Annotated in this window: 17 protein-coding genes and 1 tRNA gene; 12 read left to right on the top strand and 6 right to left on the bottom strand. The window is 68.7% G+C overall.

All coding sequences use genetic code 11. The features are described 5' to 3' along the window. Positions 1-555 precede the first annotated feature (555 nt). Together ABD333_RS28540 and ABD333_RS28535 are read left to right on the top strand one after the other, a co-directional pair. The gene (locus tag ABD333_RS28540; protein ID WP_344545596.1) at positions 556-1038 is read left to right on the top strand and encodes a C40 family peptidase; all 483 of its coding nucleotides are present in this window, start codon (positions 556-558) and stop codon (positions 1036-1038) included. A 601-nt stretch (positions 1039-1639) separates the two neighbouring features. Further along, positions 1640-2143: a C40 family peptidase gene (locus tag ABD333_RS28535; protein WP_344545595.1), complete on the top strand. Its 504-nt coding sequence runs from the start codon at positions 1640-1642 to the stop codon at positions 2141-2143. 193 nt (positions 2144-2336) lie between these two features. On the opposite strand, the gene ABD333_RS28530 is transcribed toward ABD333_RS28535, so the two are convergent. Further along, positions 2337-3464: an alkene reductase gene (locus ABD333_RS28530; RefSeq protein WP_344545594.1), complete on the bottom strand. Its 1128-nt coding sequence runs from the start codon at positions 3462-3464 to the stop codon at positions 2337-2339. 111 nt (positions 3465-3575) lie between these two features. Between ABD333_RS28530 and ABD333_RS28525 the strand changes: the two genes are divergently transcribed. After that, positions 3576-6377: an ATP-binding protein gene (locus ABD333_RS28525; RefSeq protein ID WP_344545593.1), complete on the top strand. Its 2802-nt coding sequence runs from the start codon at positions 3576-3578 to the stop codon at positions 6375-6377. A 56-nt stretch (positions 6378-6433) separates the two neighbouring features. Here the strand turns inward: ABD333_RS28525 and ABD333_RS28520 are convergent, their stop codons facing one another. Continuing rightward, positions 6434-6841, bottom strand: coding sequence for a PaaI family thioesterase (locus ABD333_RS28520; RefSeq protein WP_344545838.1), 408 nt, complete (start codon positions 6839-6841; stop codon positions 6434-6436). A gap of 30 nt (positions 6842-6871) precedes the next feature. Between ABD333_RS28520 and ABD333_RS28515 the strand changes: the two genes are divergently transcribed. Continuing rightward, a complete protein-coding gene (locus ABD333_RS28515) occupies positions 6872-8191 on the top strand; it encodes a cytochrome P450 (protein ID WP_344545592.1) in 1320 nt (439 codons plus the stop codon). Continuing rightward, positions 8173-8373 carry a transposase gene (locus ABD333_RS28510; protein WP_344545591.1) on the top strand — a complete coding sequence of 67 codons (201 nt, stop codon included), beginning with the start codon at positions 8173-8175 and terminating at the stop codon, positions 8371-8373. Before ABD333_RS28515 ends, ABD333_RS28510 begins: the two co-directional genes overlap by 19 nt. 426 nt (positions 8374-8799) lie before the next feature. On the opposite strand, the gene ABD333_RS28505 is transcribed toward ABD333_RS28510, so the two are convergent. Further along, positions 8800-9048, bottom strand: a complete 249-nt coding sequence (locus ABD333_RS28505; protein WP_344545590.1) for a hypothetical protein — start codon at positions 9046-9048, stop codon at positions 8800-8802. A 268-nt stretch (positions 9049-9316) separates the two neighbouring features. Here ABD333_RS28505 and ABD333_RS28500 point away from each other — a divergent pair. From ABD333_RS28500 to ABD333_RS28475, 6 genes are all read left to right on the top strand, one after another. Continuing rightward, positions 9317-9389: transfer RNA gene (locus ABD333_RS28500), tRNA-Lys, on the top strand. 485 nt (positions 9390-9874) lie between these two features. Further along, positions 9875-10237 (top strand): STAS domain-containing protein, encoded by a 363-nt coding sequence (locus tag ABD333_RS28495; RefSeq protein ID WP_344545589.1) that lies wholly within the window; start codon positions 9875-9877, stop codon positions 10235-10237. 110 nt (positions 10238-10347) lie between these two features. Next, positions 10348-11235: a GAF domain-containing protein gene (locus ABD333_RS28490; RefSeq protein ID WP_344545588.1), complete on the top strand. Its 888-nt coding sequence runs from the start codon at positions 10348-10350 to the stop codon at positions 11233-11235. Beyond that, positions 11235-11477, top strand: coding sequence for an ANTAR domain-containing protein (locus tag ABD333_RS28485; protein ID WP_344545587.1), 243 nt, complete (start codon positions 11235-11237; stop codon positions 11475-11477). Before ABD333_RS28490 ends, ABD333_RS28485 begins: the two co-directional genes overlap by 1 nt. Before the next feature lie 547 nt (positions 11478-12024). Next, positions 12025-12369, top strand: a complete 345-nt coding sequence (locus ABD333_RS28480; RefSeq protein WP_344545586.1) for an STAS domain-containing protein — start codon at positions 12025-12027, stop codon at positions 12367-12369. Positions 12370-12395: 26 nt separating this feature from the next. Further along, the gene (locus ABD333_RS28475; protein WP_344545585.1) at positions 12396-13118 is read left to right on the top strand and encodes an ANTAR domain-containing protein; all 723 of its coding nucleotides are present in this window, start codon (positions 12396-12398) and stop codon (positions 13116-13118) included. A 6-nt stretch (positions 13119-13124) separates the two neighbouring features. Here the strand turns inward: ABD333_RS28475 and ABD333_RS28470 are convergent, their stop codons facing one another. After that, a complete protein-coding gene (locus tag ABD333_RS28470) occupies positions 13125-13901 on the bottom strand; it encodes a GAF and ANTAR domain-containing protein (RefSeq protein ID WP_344545584.1) in 777 nt (258 codons plus the stop codon). Between the two features lie 93 nt (positions 13902-13994). Beyond that, positions 13995-14714 (bottom strand): GAF and ANTAR domain-containing protein, encoded by a 720-nt coding sequence (locus tag ABD333_RS28465; protein ID WP_344545583.1) that lies wholly within the window; start codon positions 14712-14714, stop codon positions 13995-13997. Between the two features lie 482 nt (positions 14715-15196). On the opposite strand from ABD333_RS28465, the gene ABD333_RS28460 reads away from it, so the two are divergent. Then, positions 15197-15946, top strand: a complete 750-nt coding sequence (locus tag ABD333_RS28460; protein WP_344545582.1) for an ATP-binding protein — start codon at positions 15197-15199, stop codon at positions 15944-15946. 97 nt (positions 15947-16043) lie between these two features. On the opposite strand, the gene ABD333_RS28455 is transcribed toward ABD333_RS28460, so the two are convergent. Beyond that, the gene (locus ABD333_RS28455; RefSeq protein ID WP_344545581.1) at positions 16044-16985 is read right to left on the bottom strand and encodes a peptidase inhibitor family I36 protein; all 942 of its coding nucleotides are present in this window, start codon (positions 16983-16985) and stop codon (positions 16044-16046) included. Positions 16986-16996 lie beyond the last annotated feature (11 nt).

Genomic DNA, 16996 nt, shown 5'->3' with positions numbered 1-16996 from the left:
GGCACGGGTCGGCATGCCGGGGAACGTTTGTGGCCCGCATCACAGGGCCATAAACGGGCTGATGCGTTGTGCAGCGTTGATCACCATCCGTAATCGGCGTTTTCTTGATCTGAAAGACTTTGGTGGCGTCCAGGATATTGCTGGCCCGAGCCGCCGTGGTTAACGTACCGGCGAGCGGCAAAGGGGTCGCCAACAACCGAACAATGGGCCGGTCGCGACCATGTGACACGTTCACATGGCCTTCGTTCCGCACGCACCAAGCGGCCTGCGAGCGGTCGGCCAGCCGAATCCATGCAGACCAGAGGCATGGAACCGGGCCTCCACGGCTCGCCCGGAAGCCATCCCGGGCAGCCGTCGAAAAGCAGAGCCCAAATCTTTCCACCCCCGCTTTTTCGGGCTGCCCGGTAGGCAAGAACCGCGAGGTAAGGAGCAATCCTGTATACCTTCGGAATCCCCTTTATGACCCGCGCCTCCACACTGCTTCGACGCGGCTGCGCCATGGGCACGTCCGCTATCGCAGTCGCCACTCCGGTCACGGCGGTCACCGCGGACAGGATGTGGACATCCGCGACGGCCGTGCACGTCCACGTTCCGGCCGCCGCGCACTCGACCCCCTCGATGACCTCGAGTGCGCACTCGGCTTTCGCGGCGAAATCACAAAAGTCCAGGCAGAAGCGCCGGGCGGCCACCGCGGTGGCCTACGCCTACCAGCAGATCGGTGATCGTTACCGCTATGGCGGCAGCGGCCCGCGCGCCTGGGACTGCTCCGGTCTGGCCGGCGGGGCATGGCGCAAGGCCGGAGTCAGGCTGCCACGGACGACGTACGCGATCTACCGGACCGTGAAGCGCAAGGTCTCGTGGAAGGGAGCGGCCAAGGGTGACCTGCTGTTCTTCTACTCCGGCAAGAGCCATGTGGGCATCTACGTGGGCAGGGGCTACATGATCCACGCGCCCAGCTCCGGCAAGCGGGTGAAGAAGGTCAGGCTGGCGGGCCACTACAAGCGTCACTTCAGTGGGGCGGTCCGGCCCGGCTACTGAGCGTGAGCCCGATCGGGCGCCTTTTCTGAGCGATAAAAGACCACTGCCACGTAACGCTGTGCGCCCGGTACGGACCGTGCCGGGCGTTCAGTGGCCTGGCTCACGAAAACCACGCCTGAGGCCCTCGCTGATCAAACTGTGACTCACATCACAACGCCGCAAAACTGTTCGAAGACCCGCAGGCCGCGACCTGAATACCCGGTATGCCCGGACGACCTGCCGTCCTGAATCACGGTCTCGTGATTTGCCGGATATCGCGGTCCTGGCTACGTTCTTGCCGTTCCGTACGGCGATGACGCCAAAGCAGATAACAGAACATTCACGCCGACGAGCGGCAGCGGCGCCCCCAGCCTCCCGCCGCCCAAGAGACCGCCGTCGACAGCCGCGTCCACGCAGACCTGAAGCGTGGAGCCGGAAGCGTCCACGTTCCGCGTGCCCTCCCATGGCACCGGCGGAACCGAACACGCGCAGCGATCCGAACCCTTCGGTGGCCGAAACGCCACCTGCGGTACGGGCTGCCCGGTAGGCACCACCAGCTAGGTCAGGAGTCGTCCTGCATACCCCCCGAATCCCCCTCAAGCTGTTCGCCGGTGGCATCACGTTGAGCACTGCGGTCGCACTCGGAGCATCGCTCCTGACGGCCGGTCCGGTGAACGCGTCCGCACCACAGGCAGCCCAGCCGACGGCGGCCGAGGCGAGTGTGACGGCCAAGCTTTCCAAGGCGCGCCTCAAGAGGCAGAAGAAGCGCGCCGCGTACGCGGTCAAGTACGCGTACAAGCAGATCGGTGACCGCTACCGCTACGGCGGCACCGGCCCCAGCTCCTGGGACTGCTCCGGCCTCGCCGGAGGATCGTGGCGCAAGGCGGGCGTGAAGCTCCCGCGGACCACCCAGCAGATCTACCGCGCGGTGAAGTGGAAGGTCTCGTGGAGGGGCGCCGTCAAGGGTGACCTCCTCTTCTTCTACTCCGGCAAGACCCACATGGGCATCTACGTCGGCAAGGGCTACATGATCCACGCCCCGAGCTCCGGCAAGCGGATCAAGAAGGTCAAGCTCAACAGCTACTACAAGCGCAACTTCAGCGGCGCCGTACGCCCTGGCTACTGAGCCTTGTAGACGGCTAGGCCTCCACCTTCAAGGGTTTTAGGAGACCTGAGTTGAACGGGTACGCCCCGACGGTGTCCGCACCGTCGGGGCGTCCGCATGTCCACCCGAATCCCTTCGTCCAGCCCAAGGGAGCTGTCTCGGGCCTCTTTAGGCGAGTTGGCATCCAGAGCACAGACCGTCTGTCTCGGGCTTCCTAGGCGAGTTGGCCTTCGGGGACGCGACCGTCCGTCTCGTCCTCACCGTGGTGTTGCAGGGTCGGGTAGTCGGTGTAGCCGCGGTGGTCGCCGCCGTAGAAGCTGTCCTTGTCCGCCTCGTTGTACGGCCCGCCGGCCTTGATGCGCGCGGGCAGGTCCGGATTGGCCAGCCACAGCTGGGCGAACGAGACGGCGTCGGCGACGCCTTCACGCAACGCCTCCACGCCGTACTCGGGCCGCGAGGGGAACGAGTCGGGCGTCGGGTGCGCGTTCAGGATCAGGGTGCCCGGCCACTCCGCCCGGATCAGCTTCGTGATGTCCCGCGTTACCAGCTCCATCACGTGCACGTAGGCCAGCCCAAGCGGCGCCAGTGCCCGGGTAAGCGCCACGTACAGCTCCGCGGTGTCGCTCTCGGAGATGCCGTTGGCGGAGTTGCCCGGAGACACCCGGATACCCGTCCGCTCCGGGCCGATGGCATCGCTGACCGCGCGTGCGACCTCGACCGCGAATCGGATGCGGTTCTCGATGGAGCCGCCGTACACGTCGGTGCGCCGGTTGCTCCCGTCGGCCAGGAACTGGTGGATCAGGTAGCCGTTCGCGCCGTGCAGCTCGACCCCGTCGAAGCCGGCCTCGATCGCGTTGCGCGCCGCGGCCACGAAGTCGTCGACCGTCCGCGCGATGTCCTCGATCGACATCTCGCGGGGCGTGGGGTGCTCCAGCATGCCCTCGTCGGGGGTGTAGAGCTGTTCACCGGACGGGATCGCCGACGGGCCGTGCGGCAACGCGTCGTCGGAGTAGAGGTAGGGGTGCCCCACCCGCCCGCTGTGCATGATCTGCGCGAAGATGTGGCCGCCCTTGGCGTGCACCGCGTCGGTCACCCGCCGCCAAGCCGCCACCTGCTCGTCGTGGTGCAGTCCCGGCGTGTCGATGTAGCCCTGGCCGATCTCGCTCGGCTGGGTGCCCTCGGTAATGATCAATCCGGCCTCGGCGCGCTGTGCGTAGTACTCGGCGGTCAGCTCGGTCACCTTGCCCCCGTCGGACGCGCGGCTCCGCGTCATGGGGGCCATCACCAGCCGGTTTCGCAGGGTCAGCGCGCCGAGGCTCACGGGTTCGAACAAGTCCTTCATCACAGTCTCCAGCCATCTACAGGGGTGTTCTCGCTGGTGATGAAGGTACGAATCACGGGATATGGACCGAATCCGTAAAGCTTCGGTAGTTGGCCCCGTAGTTTTGATGGCGTGCTCTACGGACGTGAGGCCGAGCAAGGACAGCTCGCCGAGATGATGAGCGAGGCACGGGCCAGCCGCCGCAGTGGCGCTCTGGTTCTGCGCGGCGAGGCGGGCATCGGCAAGTCCGCGCTCCTCGAATGGGTAGCCGCGGAGGCCGCGCGTACCCCCGGCCATGAGGTGACCGTGCTTCGTGCGACGGGTTTCGAGAGCGAGAGCCGCCTGGCGTCTGCCGGACTCCACCAATTGCTGTGGCCCGTCCGACAGCGGATCAACGACCTTCCGGCAGCGCAGGCTATGGCGCTGCGCCGTTCGCTAGGCATGTCTGGCTCGTTCAGTCCCTACGGCCAGGACTACAGCGAGGGCCCCCCGCGCCCCGCCGAGTCCACGTCCGCGCCAGCCGAGTCCACGTCCGCCCCAGCCGAGTCCTCGTCCGCGCCAGCAGAATCCACGGTGTCGCCGAGCGACAGTGCCCAGGATCGTTTCCTCGGAGGCCTGGCCGTCCTGACCCTGCTGTCCTGCATGGCCGACGAAGGGCCGGTGCTCTGTCTCATCGATGACGCGCAGTGGCTCGACACCACCTCCGCCGAAACGTTGCTCTTCGCCGCACGGCGGCTCGCGGCCGAGGGCGTGGTGATGTTGTTCGCGACGCGTGAGGACGGCTTCACCGGCGTCGGCCTCCCCGAGCTCCAGTTGTCCCGGCTGAGCCGCGAGGAGGCCGAGCGGCTCCTGAACGGACGGCACCTCGACGGCCTCACCCCGACGGCCCGCGATCGCGTCCTCAACCAGGCCCACGGCAATCCGCTGGCCTTGATCGAGTTCGGCTCGGCTCCGCACGCGGGCACCAACCTCCCCTCGCCGCTTCCCGTCGCCGAACGGGTGACCGCCGCGTTCCGGGCGCGGATCGCGGCGCTGCCGGAGAAGACCCGCCTCATGCTGCTGATCGCCGCCGCCGAGGGACGCGGCTATCTGCCCGCCACGATCGCCGCGGGCGCGCTGTTGGGGGCCGGCCTCGCCGATCTGGAAGAGGCCGAGCGGGCCCGGCTGGTGCAGATCACCGGTAGCTCGGTGGCGTTCCGCCATCCGTTGATCAGTTCCGCGACCTACCAGGGCGCGTCCGCCGCCCGCCGCCTTGAGGTCCACCGCGCGCTCGGTGAGAGCGCCACCGACCCCGATTGCCGGGCCCGCCACCGCGCCGCCGCGGCGATGGCTCCGGACGAGGACGTCGCGGCCGAGTTGGAGAGGGCCGCCGACCGTGCTCTCGGACGAACGGGCTACAGCACGGCGGCAGAGCTCTACCAGCAGGCGGCCGAACTGACGCCGGACATCGACGCGCGCGCACGGCGCCTGGGCTTGGCGGCCAACGCCTACCTCCGCGCCGGACGGCTCGCCGCCGCCGACGAACTGGCCGCGGCGGCCGGGAAGTACGCCGAGGCCCCCGAAGAGCATGCCCGGCTAGCGCGGATCCGCGCGGCCGTCGAGTTCGAACGCGGCGAGCAGAGCGGGGCCGCCCGGCTACTGATCGACAACGTCCGGCACGCCGCCGCCGAGGACGTTCCCGGCATGCTCCGTACCGGCGCCACGTACGCCTGGAGCTGCGGCGACGTGGCGACGATCAAACGCAGCGCCGAGCTGCTCCGAGCCGGCGGCCACGACGACAAGGCCGTCCGGGGCCTCGCGCACGTGGTCGACGGCGACTACGCCCGCGGGCTCCCCCTGCTCGCGGAGCTGATCGCGACCGCCCGCTCCGCCCCGTTCGAGACCGCGGAGGAACGTCTCCACGTCATCACCTGCGGGCTGATCCTCGGCGACGACGCGGCCACCCTCGACCTGGCCCTCACCGAGGCCCGCCGCCTGCGCCGCGAGGGTCTGATCGGGTCGCTTCCGGACGCCCTCCAGGCGCTCGCCCAGGTCCAGACCACCGCCGGGCGCCACCGCGACGCCGAGGCCACGGCCGCCGAAGCGATCACCATCGCCCGCGACACCGGCATGGCCGTCCGCAAGAGCCGGATCAACGTCGTCCTCGCCCGCATCGCCGCCATCGAGGGCGACGAGAATCGCCTGCGGATCCTCACCGCGAACGCGGCGGCCGTGCCCGGCTGCGGCCTCGCCGACGTCGCGGTGAGCCTGCTCGATCTCGGCCTCGGCCGGTACGAGACGGCCCTCCGCCGCCTGGACGAGATCGCGGGCGATCCCCGCCGCCACACCTCGGCCAACCTCCTGGCCGCCGCCGACCAGGTCGAGGCGGCCGTACGGACCGGGCAGCCCGCCCGTGCCCGCGAACCCCTCGGACGCGTCCGGTCATGGGCCGACGCCGGCGGCCTCGCCTGGGCCCGCGCGGTGGCCTTCCGGTGCGAGGCTTTGGTCTCCGACTCGGGCGAGGCGTACGAGACGGCCCTCCGGCTGCACGAGGAGGACGGCGGCCGCCCGTTCGAGCGAGCCCGCACCGAACTCCTCTACGGCGAGTGGCTGCGCCGCGCCCGCCGCCGCGCCGACGCCCGTGTCCCGCTCCGTTCCGCCCTGGAGATCTTCGAACGGCTGAAGGCCGCGCCGTGGAGCGAGCGCGCCCGCTCCGAGCTGCGCGCCACCGGGGAGCCCGGCGCGCCGTCCACCTCGTACGGGCACGCCGACCTCCTCGACCGGCTCACACCGCAGGAGCTCCAGGTCGTACGGCTCGCGGCCGACGGCATCAGCAGCCGCGAGATCGCCGCGCAGCTCTTCCTGAGCCCGCGCACAGTCGAGTACCACCTCTACAAGGCCTATCCGAAGCTGGGCGTGGCCTCCCGCAAGGAGCTGCACAAACTCCACCTGTAGGAAGGCTCAGCCTGTAGGAGGCTCAGCCTGTAGGAAGGCTCAGCCTGTAGGAAGGCTCAGCCCATGATCGCGTAGACGGTGGTGGCGTGGGCCGCAAGCTCCGCGTCGCCGTCCCCGGTCATGGTGATGTCGGCGAACGCCAGCGTCCGGCCGAGCTTGGTGAGCCGGGCCGTCACCAGGAGATCCTTGGCCAGGATCGGCCGCTGGAACGTCGTCGACTGCTGCACCGTGGTCATCGGCACGAACCCGTCCCGCGCCACCGAGACCGCGATCACCGTGGCGGTGTCGGCCGCCGCCATCATGGCCTGGCCGCTCAGCGCGCCGCCCTCCCGCGCCAGCCGTTCCGACCAGGGCAGCCGTAGCGTGGCCTGGCGTTCCCCGAGCGCCTCGACGCTCAGCCCAAGGTCGAGCACCCAGGGCGCGAAGTTGTCCTTCAGGATCTTGTCGCCGTCCGCAGGCTTCATCGTCACCCCATCATGATGCACGCTGGGAGAATGCTTGAGGAGATCTTCCTGCCCGGCACCTACGCCACGGACGTTCCCTACGACACGTTCCGCCGCCTGCGAGCGGAGTCCCCAGTGTGCTGGATCCCCGAGCCCGCCGTCGGCGCGTGGCCCGCCGGTCCCGGCTACTGGGCGGTGTTCCGGCACGCCGACGTGAAGCATGTCCTGCGTTCGCCGGGCCTCTTCTCCTCCCACCTTGGCGCCACCCAGATCCGCGATCCCGACACGCCCGCCGACCTGGAGTTCGTGCGGTCGATGATGCTCAACCAGGACCCGCCTGACCATTCCCGTCTGCGCCGCATCGTCGCTGCGGCGTTCACACCGCGCGCCGTACGAGCACTGGAAGCCACGATCAACGAACGAGCCCGCACCCTCGTCGAGTCCGCCCTCGGCGCCGACATCGACTTCGTCGAGGTAGCGGCCGATCTCCCCGTCTGGACGCTCGCCCACGTCATGGGCGTCCCGGACACCGACCGCCGTCTCCTCTACGACTGGGCGTCCCGCGTGATCGGTTACCAGGACGCCGAGTACGCCGGCCTCTCGACCGACGCCTCGGCCCTCTCGCCCATGGCCCGCGAGGCCGTCGCCCACCGGCCCGACCTGACACGGCCGGACGGGCGCCCGATGAATCCCCGTTCCCGCGCGGCCCTGGCCGACATGTTCGCCTACGCGCACGCCTTGGCCGAGACCGAACAGTCGAACACCGTCATGTCGCAGATGCTCACGGGCGGCCTGACGCGCGACGAGTTCGAGAACATGTTCTTCCTCTTCGCCGTGGCCGGGAACGAGACGCTGCGCAACGGCATCCCCGGAGGCCTTCTCACCCTCCTCGAACACCCCGCCCAACTGGACGCGCTCCGCGATGACCCCGCCCTCCTCCCCTCGGCCATCGAAGAGATGCTGCGCTTCTGGCCCCCGGTCATGGACTTCCGCCGTACCGCCACCCAGGACCTGGAGCTCTCCGGCCAACGGATCAAGGCCGGTGACAAGGTGGTCGTCTACCACGCCTCCGCGAACCGCGACGAGACGGTCTTCGCGTCGCCCGACACGTTCGACATCACCCGTACGCCGAACGACCACGTGAGCTTCGGTTTCGGCCCGCACTTCTGCCTGGGCGCCCATCTGGCCCGTACCCAGATGCACGCGATCTTCAAGAACCTGCTCCCCCTGGACATCCGCCGGACCGGCCCCGCCACCCGTCTCGCGTCCAATTTCCAGAACGGCCTCAAACACCTCCCGCTCCGCATCGACGCAGGTCAGACCACCCCGCAACAGGCCATAACCTCCACCGCGTGGGAGCGCGATGGGTAGGCCCGCAGGGCTGGGACGTGGAGCACATCGTGCTCCAAGGCCGCCCCTGCCTACGCGCCCGCCGGCACGGCTATCTGCAGGGCTACTGCTATTCGGTCGACGAACTGACTCGCCTGCTCGGCCAGTCCGGCCTCACGCTCGACTACCTGGTCGAGGTGCTCCCCTTCCGGCGGGCCGGCTGAACGGAGCGCCCCCGCCCAGCGCCCTCCGCAGCCCCTCAGGAACCCACTTCTCGACCTCCTCGGGATCCGCGCCCGCGTCAATGAGCAGCTCAGCAGCGATCAGACGCTGTTCACGATCAGCCCCGACCGCCCCGCCACGCAGAATCCCGGCCACCTCCGCCATGAGATCGAAACGGACGACGCTCTTCGGCGGATGCGGAGAACCCCGGCGCGACCGCTCGGTGACCGTGGCGACACCCTGCAGCTCGGCGACGGCGTCCTCCCGTTCCCGCCCCTCGGGACGCCTCCACCCCGCACGCCGCTTGGCGACCGCGAGCAGCCGAGCGGCAATGATCGTGTCCATCCGAGGAGCATAGAACAAACGTTCGACTGACCAGCCAAAACATCAGCCCGCCCTCCCTCAGGGAGGACGGGCTGCAGGGATCGTCAAGCTTGGCCACCGCCGCTGCCGAAGAGCGCGCCGAAGAGGCCACCGCTGCCGTTCTGCTGCTGCTGTTGCCCGTTGTGGTCGTGATTGAAGTAGAGGCCCCCAAGGAAGCCGCTACCGCCGTTCCCATTGAAATCGAAGCCGCCGAGGAAGCCCCCACCGGAGTCCGGTGGATCAGCCGGCATGGCGGCGGAGAACACTGCTGCGGCCAGCGCACTCGTAGCGAGCAGCCGGAGGGAGGTACGCATGGTGAGTCCTTCCATGGTGGCCGCGGCCCGATGTCGCGGCCGTGACCCGCTGCATACCCTCCCATCAGCTAACTTCACCCAAAGTAGTGAAGAACTTACTATAAGTGTCAACTTCCAACTGCCTAAGCCACAGCGGCTCCGCCCCGGGGATTACTGAGGTGCAGGGAGCCAGCGTGGCCCCTTAGACTCGGTCCAGGCCCACCCGGGCCAGAATCCTAAGCCGCACCACCCATGTACGATCGTGCACGCTTGAACAACCGAAGACCCAGGGTCGCTAGCTCAATTGGCAGAGCTCCGGACTTTTAATCCGTAGGTTGTGGGTTCGAGTCCCACGCGACCCACGCGGCTTGACCAGGGCAAACGCGAAAATGCCGCGTTTGCCCACCGCTGTCTTTGGGGGGATTCGCCCCGTGCCTGCTCGCTGACACCCCCGGGCAAACGATCACGGATCCGCCTGCGCGAATCCAGAGGTTGATCATGGTGGGCTGCTGGGTCTTGCCAGCCGCGTAGGTCAGCGGGCAACCACGCGCACCGGCTGACCATGAAAGGGGTCGCGGTTGCCTCTATTGCTGAAGGCTGGCGTTTTACAGTGAATCCGCCGCCGCTCCCGTACATTGCTCTATGTACGAAAGTGAACACGAGAAGTGAATCTCTGTGGTTCGTTCCAGAACCGCATCCGCGATCTTTCGTGTCGTCCAGACCCTGCGCCACGTCAGAACCCATCTCTGGCAGCCGCCGCCCCGACCCGCGCCCCATCGCGCGGATCCAGGAGCGCCAACGGCGGCCGGTGACCTGACCGACTAGCGCACGGGACCGGACCTGAAATATGGACGTCGCATTGAATCTGGCGACCCATCACACCGACGGCATCCTCACCATCACCGTGACCGGTGAACTGGACATCGCCACCACGCAGCAACTGCTGGCCTGCCTGGACAGCGTGTTCGCCCAACTCAGCCACCACCGCAGCGAACACAACGGCGACCAAGGGGTGAACCGGCTGGCGATCGACACCAGCAACGTGTCGTTCATCGACGCCCACGGACTGGGCGTGCTGATCGCCCTGCACGGCCGGGCCCGCCGCCACCACATCCCGCTGCACCTGACCGCGCCCTCACCCGCCGTGGACCGGCTGCTGGCCATCACCGGCACGCACCACCACTTCGCCCCCCTTCCGGCGCAGCCCTGATTACTCCCGGACGACACCGACGCGGCCGGGCGGTGCCTGAGGAGGACAGGCACCGCACGCGTCTGGCTTGGGCGGGGCAGAACCGACGCTGGCCTTCTAAGGTGGAGGTTGTGGACAGGCACGAGCGGGCGTGGCAGCGGGTGCAGGAGCACGCCGCCGGCCGCCAGGTGTCGGTGGACGTGGTGTACGCGGCGGCGGCACAAACGGTGGGCGCCGACGGCTATGCGGTGGCGCTGGTGAGCGGCCCGGGGATGCGGACGCTGGTAGCCGCGTCCGATCGGATCGCCGAGTTGATCGAGGATGTGCAGCTCAGCAGCGGCGAGGGCCCCTGCACCGACGCCTACACCGGGCTGGCGCCAGTGATCGTTCCCGATGTGCAGGCCGCCGCGGACCGGTGGCCGGGTTTTGTGCCGGCGGTCGCCCCAGTGGGGGTACGGGCGCTGTTCGCCTTCCCCATGCAGCTGGGCGGCGTGCGGGTGGGAGCCGCCGATCTCTATCGGCGACGGCCAGGACCGTTGACGCCCGCCCAGCTGGCCGATGCCCGGGCGTTCGCCGACATCGCCGCTCAGGTCGCCTTCCGCCAGCACCCCGACCCGAAGACCCTGGCCGCTCTGGCCGCCGACCGACCACCGCACGGATACCCTCCCGTGGTGCACCAGGCCGCCGGAATGCTGGCAGCCCAGCTCGACCTGAACATCGCCGAAGCCATCTCCCGGCTGCGCGCCTACTCCTATCTGCACGACAACCCCTCTCCCGGCTGGCCCGCCAGGTCGTGGACCGCGTCTCCGCGCTGGACCTCGACGACGGCGACGATTCCCGCCATGACCAGGGCGATTCACGAGCCTGACCCCTTCCCTCGATGCGGGGCACGGGCTGGGTGTGTGACCGGTTCGGGTTGCCTTTTTCCCCTTGGCGCGTGCGACGGATACGCCGCGGTGGTACAGGAAAACTTAGGGACAGCCGACAGTGGTCCAGAGTGCATGGGGAGGACGCTCTGATGAACACCGAGCCCGAGAGCCAGTTCGAGGCCGACCCTGAAGCCGGCGCTGAGTCCGGTTTCGAGCAGGCCCTGCTGCCGGCACAGATCCACCAGGCCGCGGGAATGGTCGCCGTCCATCTCGACACCACCATCCAGGACGCCTACCACCGGTTGGAGAGCTACGCTCGCTCATCGGGACGCGACCTCGACGACATCGCATCAGACGTCGTCGGCCGCCGCCTGCGCATCGAGTCCCCGTAGCGACCTCCACGGCGTCCGCCGCCCGCTCACGTGGTCACCGTCCCGGATAGATCGACGCCTGGCCCTGAGCTGACCGGCTCGCCCGCGCAGCAGCGGCTCCCTGCCTTGCACACCACACGGGTGCACGGGCGGTGCCGGTCTCCCGTCATCGCCCACGCGGTCGCTGTCAGCGTTTCGCGATCGTCAGTGGCCATGCGGTGAAGCCGTACTTGCGGACGAGGTCGCCACCGATTCGACGGTGAGCCCCGGAAACGCCTCCCAACCGCGGCCTCCGTGCTGATGAAGTCGAGCGCTGCGGGTGGTGGGTTTTGCTGTGGATGCACCGGGCTCTTCGGTACATTGCAGTCTGTACGAGAGTGGACACGAAAAGTGAATACCTGTGGGTGTTCGCCGCAGAAACCACATCGATCTTTCGTGCCGTCCAGACCCTGCGCCACGTCAGAGACACTGCCGGCGGTCCCGTGCGTCAGCCTGCGCTCCTGGTGCGGGCCGGGCTGCGAGGGGCGGTCGGTGACCTGACTGTTGACGAGCGTACGGGATCTTCGATATGGACGTCGCCCTGACCATCGCGACCCACTACGCCGACGGCACGCTTACCATCGCCGTGACCGGAGGTCTGGACATCTCCACCTCACAGCAACTGGTCGCGTGTCTGGACAGCGTGTTCGAGCAGCTGATCCGCCAGCGACGCGGGGCCGTTGACCGGCTCGTGATCGACACCAGCAGTGTGTCGTTCATCGACGCCCACGGCCTGGGAACGCTGGTGGCGTTGTGCAACCGGGCCCGCCACCACCGCATCTCGTTGCGTCTGGCCGCTCCCTCTGCCGCCGTGCAACGGGTACTCGCCGTCACCGGCATGCGACACCACTTCCTGCCGCATCCCGGTATCTGAGTCGGCACACAGGTTACGGTGCGGGTATGGACCGGCAAGAGTGGGCGTGGCGGCGTGCGACCGAACGCGCCGCGATGGATGGCGGGCCTGTGTCGCTGGAGACGGTGTGTGCGGCGGCCACGGCGGCCACGGGTGTAGACGGGTACGGGGTGACGCTGGTGTCGGCGCCGGGGATGCGGATGCTGGCGTGCGCCTCGGATCCGGTGGGCGTGATGCTGGAAGAGGTACAGCTGACCTGCGGGCAAGGTCCGTGTACCGAGGCCTACGCGGAGCTGGCCGCTGTGCGGGTGCCGGACCTGGACACCGCGGCGGACCGTTGGCCCGGGTTTGTGCCGCCGGTGGTACGCCGGGGGGTGCGGGCGGTGTTCGCCTTCCCGTTGCAGGTGGCCGGGGTCCGGATCGGCGCGGTGGATCTGTATCGCTGTAAGGCCGGTGACCTGACCGCTGACCAGGCGGCCGATGCGCAGGCGTTCGCGACGGTGGCCGCCGGGCTGGCGTTTCGCTCGCATCCGGCGCCGGCGGTGCTGGAGGCCGTCGTGGCTGATGAGCCGCCGCACGGTTTTCCGGCGGTGGTGCACCAGGCCACTGGGATGCTCGCCGCGCAGCTGGACGTGAGCGCGGACGAGGCGCTCGTGCGTCTGCGCGCCTACGCGTTCTTGCACGAGCAGCCGCTCACCGGACTGGCCCGGCGGGTGCTGGAACGCCGTTTGATCCTGGATGACGACCACGAGACCGATTCTGGCCGGTGACCGTGCTCAGCCTGGAGGGTCGCCGGTCAAGCGGGTGGCCAGCAGATCCAGCTCGGCCGGGTCCAGGGAGCGGGACACCAAGGCGCGGGCGAGGTCGGTCAGCCGCAGGTTGTGGTCGCGGGCGTGGCCGCGCAGTGCGGTGAAGGCTTGTTGCATCGAGCAGTCGTGTCGTTCGGCCAGGACCCCCTTGGCCTGCTCGATCACCACCCTGCTGTTGAGCGCGCCCTGAAGCTGTTCCGACAGGATCTGGTTCTGGCGGATCGCGCGTTCCTGCAGAAGCCCGATCGTGGCGATGTCGGCCATCGCCTGCCCCAACTCGACCTGCTCGGAGGCCATGGCACCGGGCCGGGCGCGGAACAGGTTCATCGCGCCGATCACCTCGGTGCGCAGCCGCATCGGCAACGCCGACACCGCGGCGAACCCGCTGTGGCGGGCCTCGGGGGCGAACCGCGGCCACCGCCGCACCGCATCCTGGTGCCCCAGGTCCGCGCAGTGCACCGCGGCGCCGTCATGGAAACAGTCCAGGCACGGCCCCTGCTCGTCCTGCAGCTGAAACAGCTCCAGCAGCCGGGTCTGCTCGCTGGAGGCCGCCATGAACCGCAGATGACCGCGCTGATCGGTGACAAGGATCCCGGCCGCGTCCACCTCCAGCAGCTCCACGCACCGTTCCGACAAATGCTGCAGGAAATCGATGACATCAAACCCCGACACCAGAGTGTCGGCCAGCGCGACGAACGCCCGCGCCACCTCCTGCGGCGCGGCAGGCACCGGATTCGTTTTCACAATCGCAGCCTACGCCCGCTGCCGCTCCCAGGCGGATACACAGCGCACCCAGTCAGATCGGTGGTAGATCGACATCGGCGTCCCACGGGGAAATCACTCCTGTGGAGAGACATCGGGGGTGAACCGCAGCCTGCGTTCCACCACCCGCCGGGCCACCTCGGTCAACGCGACGTCATGGGCGAAGGCGTGGGCGCGCAGCCGGACGAGGGCCGCCTCGATCCCGCAGTCCAGTTGCACCGACACCATCCCGGCGGCTTGATGGATCTCCGGGCCCAGCGCCAGCTCCTCGGGCGGCAGCGGCTGCCCGTGCAGCCCGGCCTGTTCGTTGAGCAGCAACGCCAGGATCGCGTCAGCGAAGATCAGCGCATCGGTGTGCTCACCGGCCTCCAGCCCGCCGGGGCGGTCCCGGCACAGCACCAGCACTCCCAGTCTGGCGACCCCGCTGACCAGGGGAAACGCGAACACCGCTCGTACCGCGGCGGTCTGTGAGGTCGCGGTGAAGATCGGCCATCGTCGCCCGGACGGCGCATCGGCGAGGTCGGCCACCAGTACCGGCCGGCCGGTGACCACCGCCTCCACACATGGCCCGTCACCACTGGTCAGCTCCGCTTCGAGCAGCTCCCGGCCCAGCGCCCCGGCCACGTGCACCGGCTCCAACCGGCCACCGGAGACCAGCGAGACCCCCACCCCGCCCGACGCCAGCGCCCGCGCACACGCCACGCACGCCTCCTGAGCCGAGATCACAGCGGACCGCTGGCGGGCGGACGCGGCGATCAGCGCCCACACCCGCTTCTCATCACCACCGATCACCATGCCACCGACCGCCTGCCTGCATCGAGGAACCTCACCTCCAACCTACGCTTGCAGCCGCCATAAGAACGCCCGTCGTGGCGGCTGGTGGGCATGAAACGCCCATGACAGCGATCGGCCGCCGACATCCGCCCCCGGCGCCCGGCCAGCGGGGGAGATGACGAACGCGTTATTTTCGGCGGATTTTTCACGTGACCCGGTGAACAGGTACATAGCCGGAGCGCGCCAGGCGGCGTAACGTCGGGAGCAAGGCAGTATCACGCGTGCCCTCCCGCCGGCGGCACCGATCGGCCGGCGGACGTGACACTGTGGTGGGTGTCTCCCCAGACCCCGGTGGCTACCCGCGCCCCTCCACCGGGCAGTTCGTAATGCGACGCCGACACCGCCCCACGATTCCCAGCGCTCCCGACCCGTCCGCCGACGAGGACGAGGACGAACTGGCAGCCGCTGCCTCGATCACGGTGCCCAGGTCGCACCTTGTGCTGTTGGCCCAAGCCGCGGCGTTGCGCGGGATGAGCGTGCAAACCTATATACAGCGGACGATCGAGGCACGCTCTCATCGCGACTTCCAGGCCGCATCTGACCAGAGAAAGCTTCAGGAGACGGCGCCGCAGGACACAGCGGGGGATTCGCCAGAACGAGGGCTGGCCGACGTGGCGTCCGCCGTGCCAGCGGCACTGGCCGATGCGGCGTCCGCCGTGCCAGCAGCACTGGCCGACGCGGCGACCGCCGTCCCGGCGGCACTGGCCGCCGGCCAGGCGGCGGCGTCCTGGCGATGGGAGCTGCCCCAACACCCGCCTGCCCACCCACCACAGCAGGTGCCCTCCCGTGCGCGTGCACTGATCCGCGCGGCGCTGAACGGCCGGGGCCTGGACGGCCACGGCGACGTCTGCCTGATTCTGATCAGCGAACTGGTCACGAACGCCGTCCGTCACGCAGGCCCCGGCCTGATCACTGTGCAGCTGGTACTGGACCATCGGCAACTGGTCTGCGGAGTGAGCGACACCAGCCCCGAGCCGCCGGTGCCCAGCAGCCCCGGTCTGGACGACGAAGGCGGCCGCGGCCTGACCCTATTGGCCGAACTGTCCAGCAACTGCGGCTGGTACCAGACCACCACCGGAAAGACACTTTGGTTCGCCCAGCACCTGCACGCCGCAGCCGACAACCCCAGCGGTCATGACACGTTCCCCACCACCGCCGGCCCCGCACACCCCCTGCTCGTCACCCAGCCGTGACCAGCCGCCCCGCTCCCTTGCATTGAGGGCATTCCGCAGGCTGGAGAAATGGCGAGTTCCCCGCCGTGGGTGCACGGCGGGGAACTGCGCTTTGGGGTTACGAGATGACGATGTTCCTGTAGTAGGACTTCAGGATTCGGACGTAGCCCCAGCCTGCTCGGGCCTTATCGCGGGAACCGGTCTGGGACATCCAGTTACCGGGGACCCAGGCGCCGCACGCCGTGGTGTTCGCGCAGTACTGGGCCTGGAAGATCTTGCCGCCGCGGGTCATCCGCTTGCCCCACGTCGCGTCGACCGCGGCGCTCGTCGAGGCCTTCGCGGAGCCGGGCCTGTACACCTGGCTGTTGGTGTTGTCGTAGACGTCGAAGCACTGGCCCCATCGGGTCTTGCGGTTCGAGTGCAGCGCCCAGTACCAGCCGTAGCTCTTGACGGCCATTGCTCCGGCCCGCAGGGACTCCCTCGGCCAGCTCGTGATCCACTCGTTGGGGAGGACGTTCTTGACGTAGTACTTGAACGACACCCGCTCCACGCGCTTGAGGCCCACCCGGTACACGAGGATGGACGTGGGCAGCTTGGTGTTCGTGCCGTCGGTCTTGCACTTGTTCGGCGGCGGGGAGCCGATCCTGTGCGAGGCGTTCTGGTTCTTCAGGCCGGGCTTGAGGTTGGCCTTGGCGCCTGCCTTGATGTCCTGGTAGGTGCCGCGGTAGTTGCTGTTGTAGTAGACCCGGACGGTCTTCTTGCTGCGGTTCCAGACCGAGGCGGCGTGGTTCTTCACGCACTTGCCCTTGCCGGCGCCGCGGCTCTTGAACTCGAAGCACTTGGGCTGCTTGGCTCCGTAGTCGGCGACCGAGCCGGTGAAGTCCGAGAGCGAGCCCTTGGTGTTGCTGTTGAAGTAGAGGCAGAACTCGCCGCTCTCACACTTGCCGTTGCGGCCCGCCGCCGAGGCGGGCGGCGCCGGGAGGATGACCGCCCCTCCGATCGCCATCGCGGCGGTCGCCGCGGTAAGCCGAGAGATCAGCCGTACAGTTCGTGTCGACACAGTTGTCCTTC

This window comes from Actinomadura fulvescens (assembly GCF_039533225.1).
Lineage (GTDB): Bacteria > Actinomycetota > Actinomycetes > Streptosporangiales > Streptosporangiaceae > Spirillospora > Spirillospora fulvescens.
Note: the sequence above shows the minus strand (reverse complement) of the source record. Positions and strands in the feature narration are given on the sequence as shown.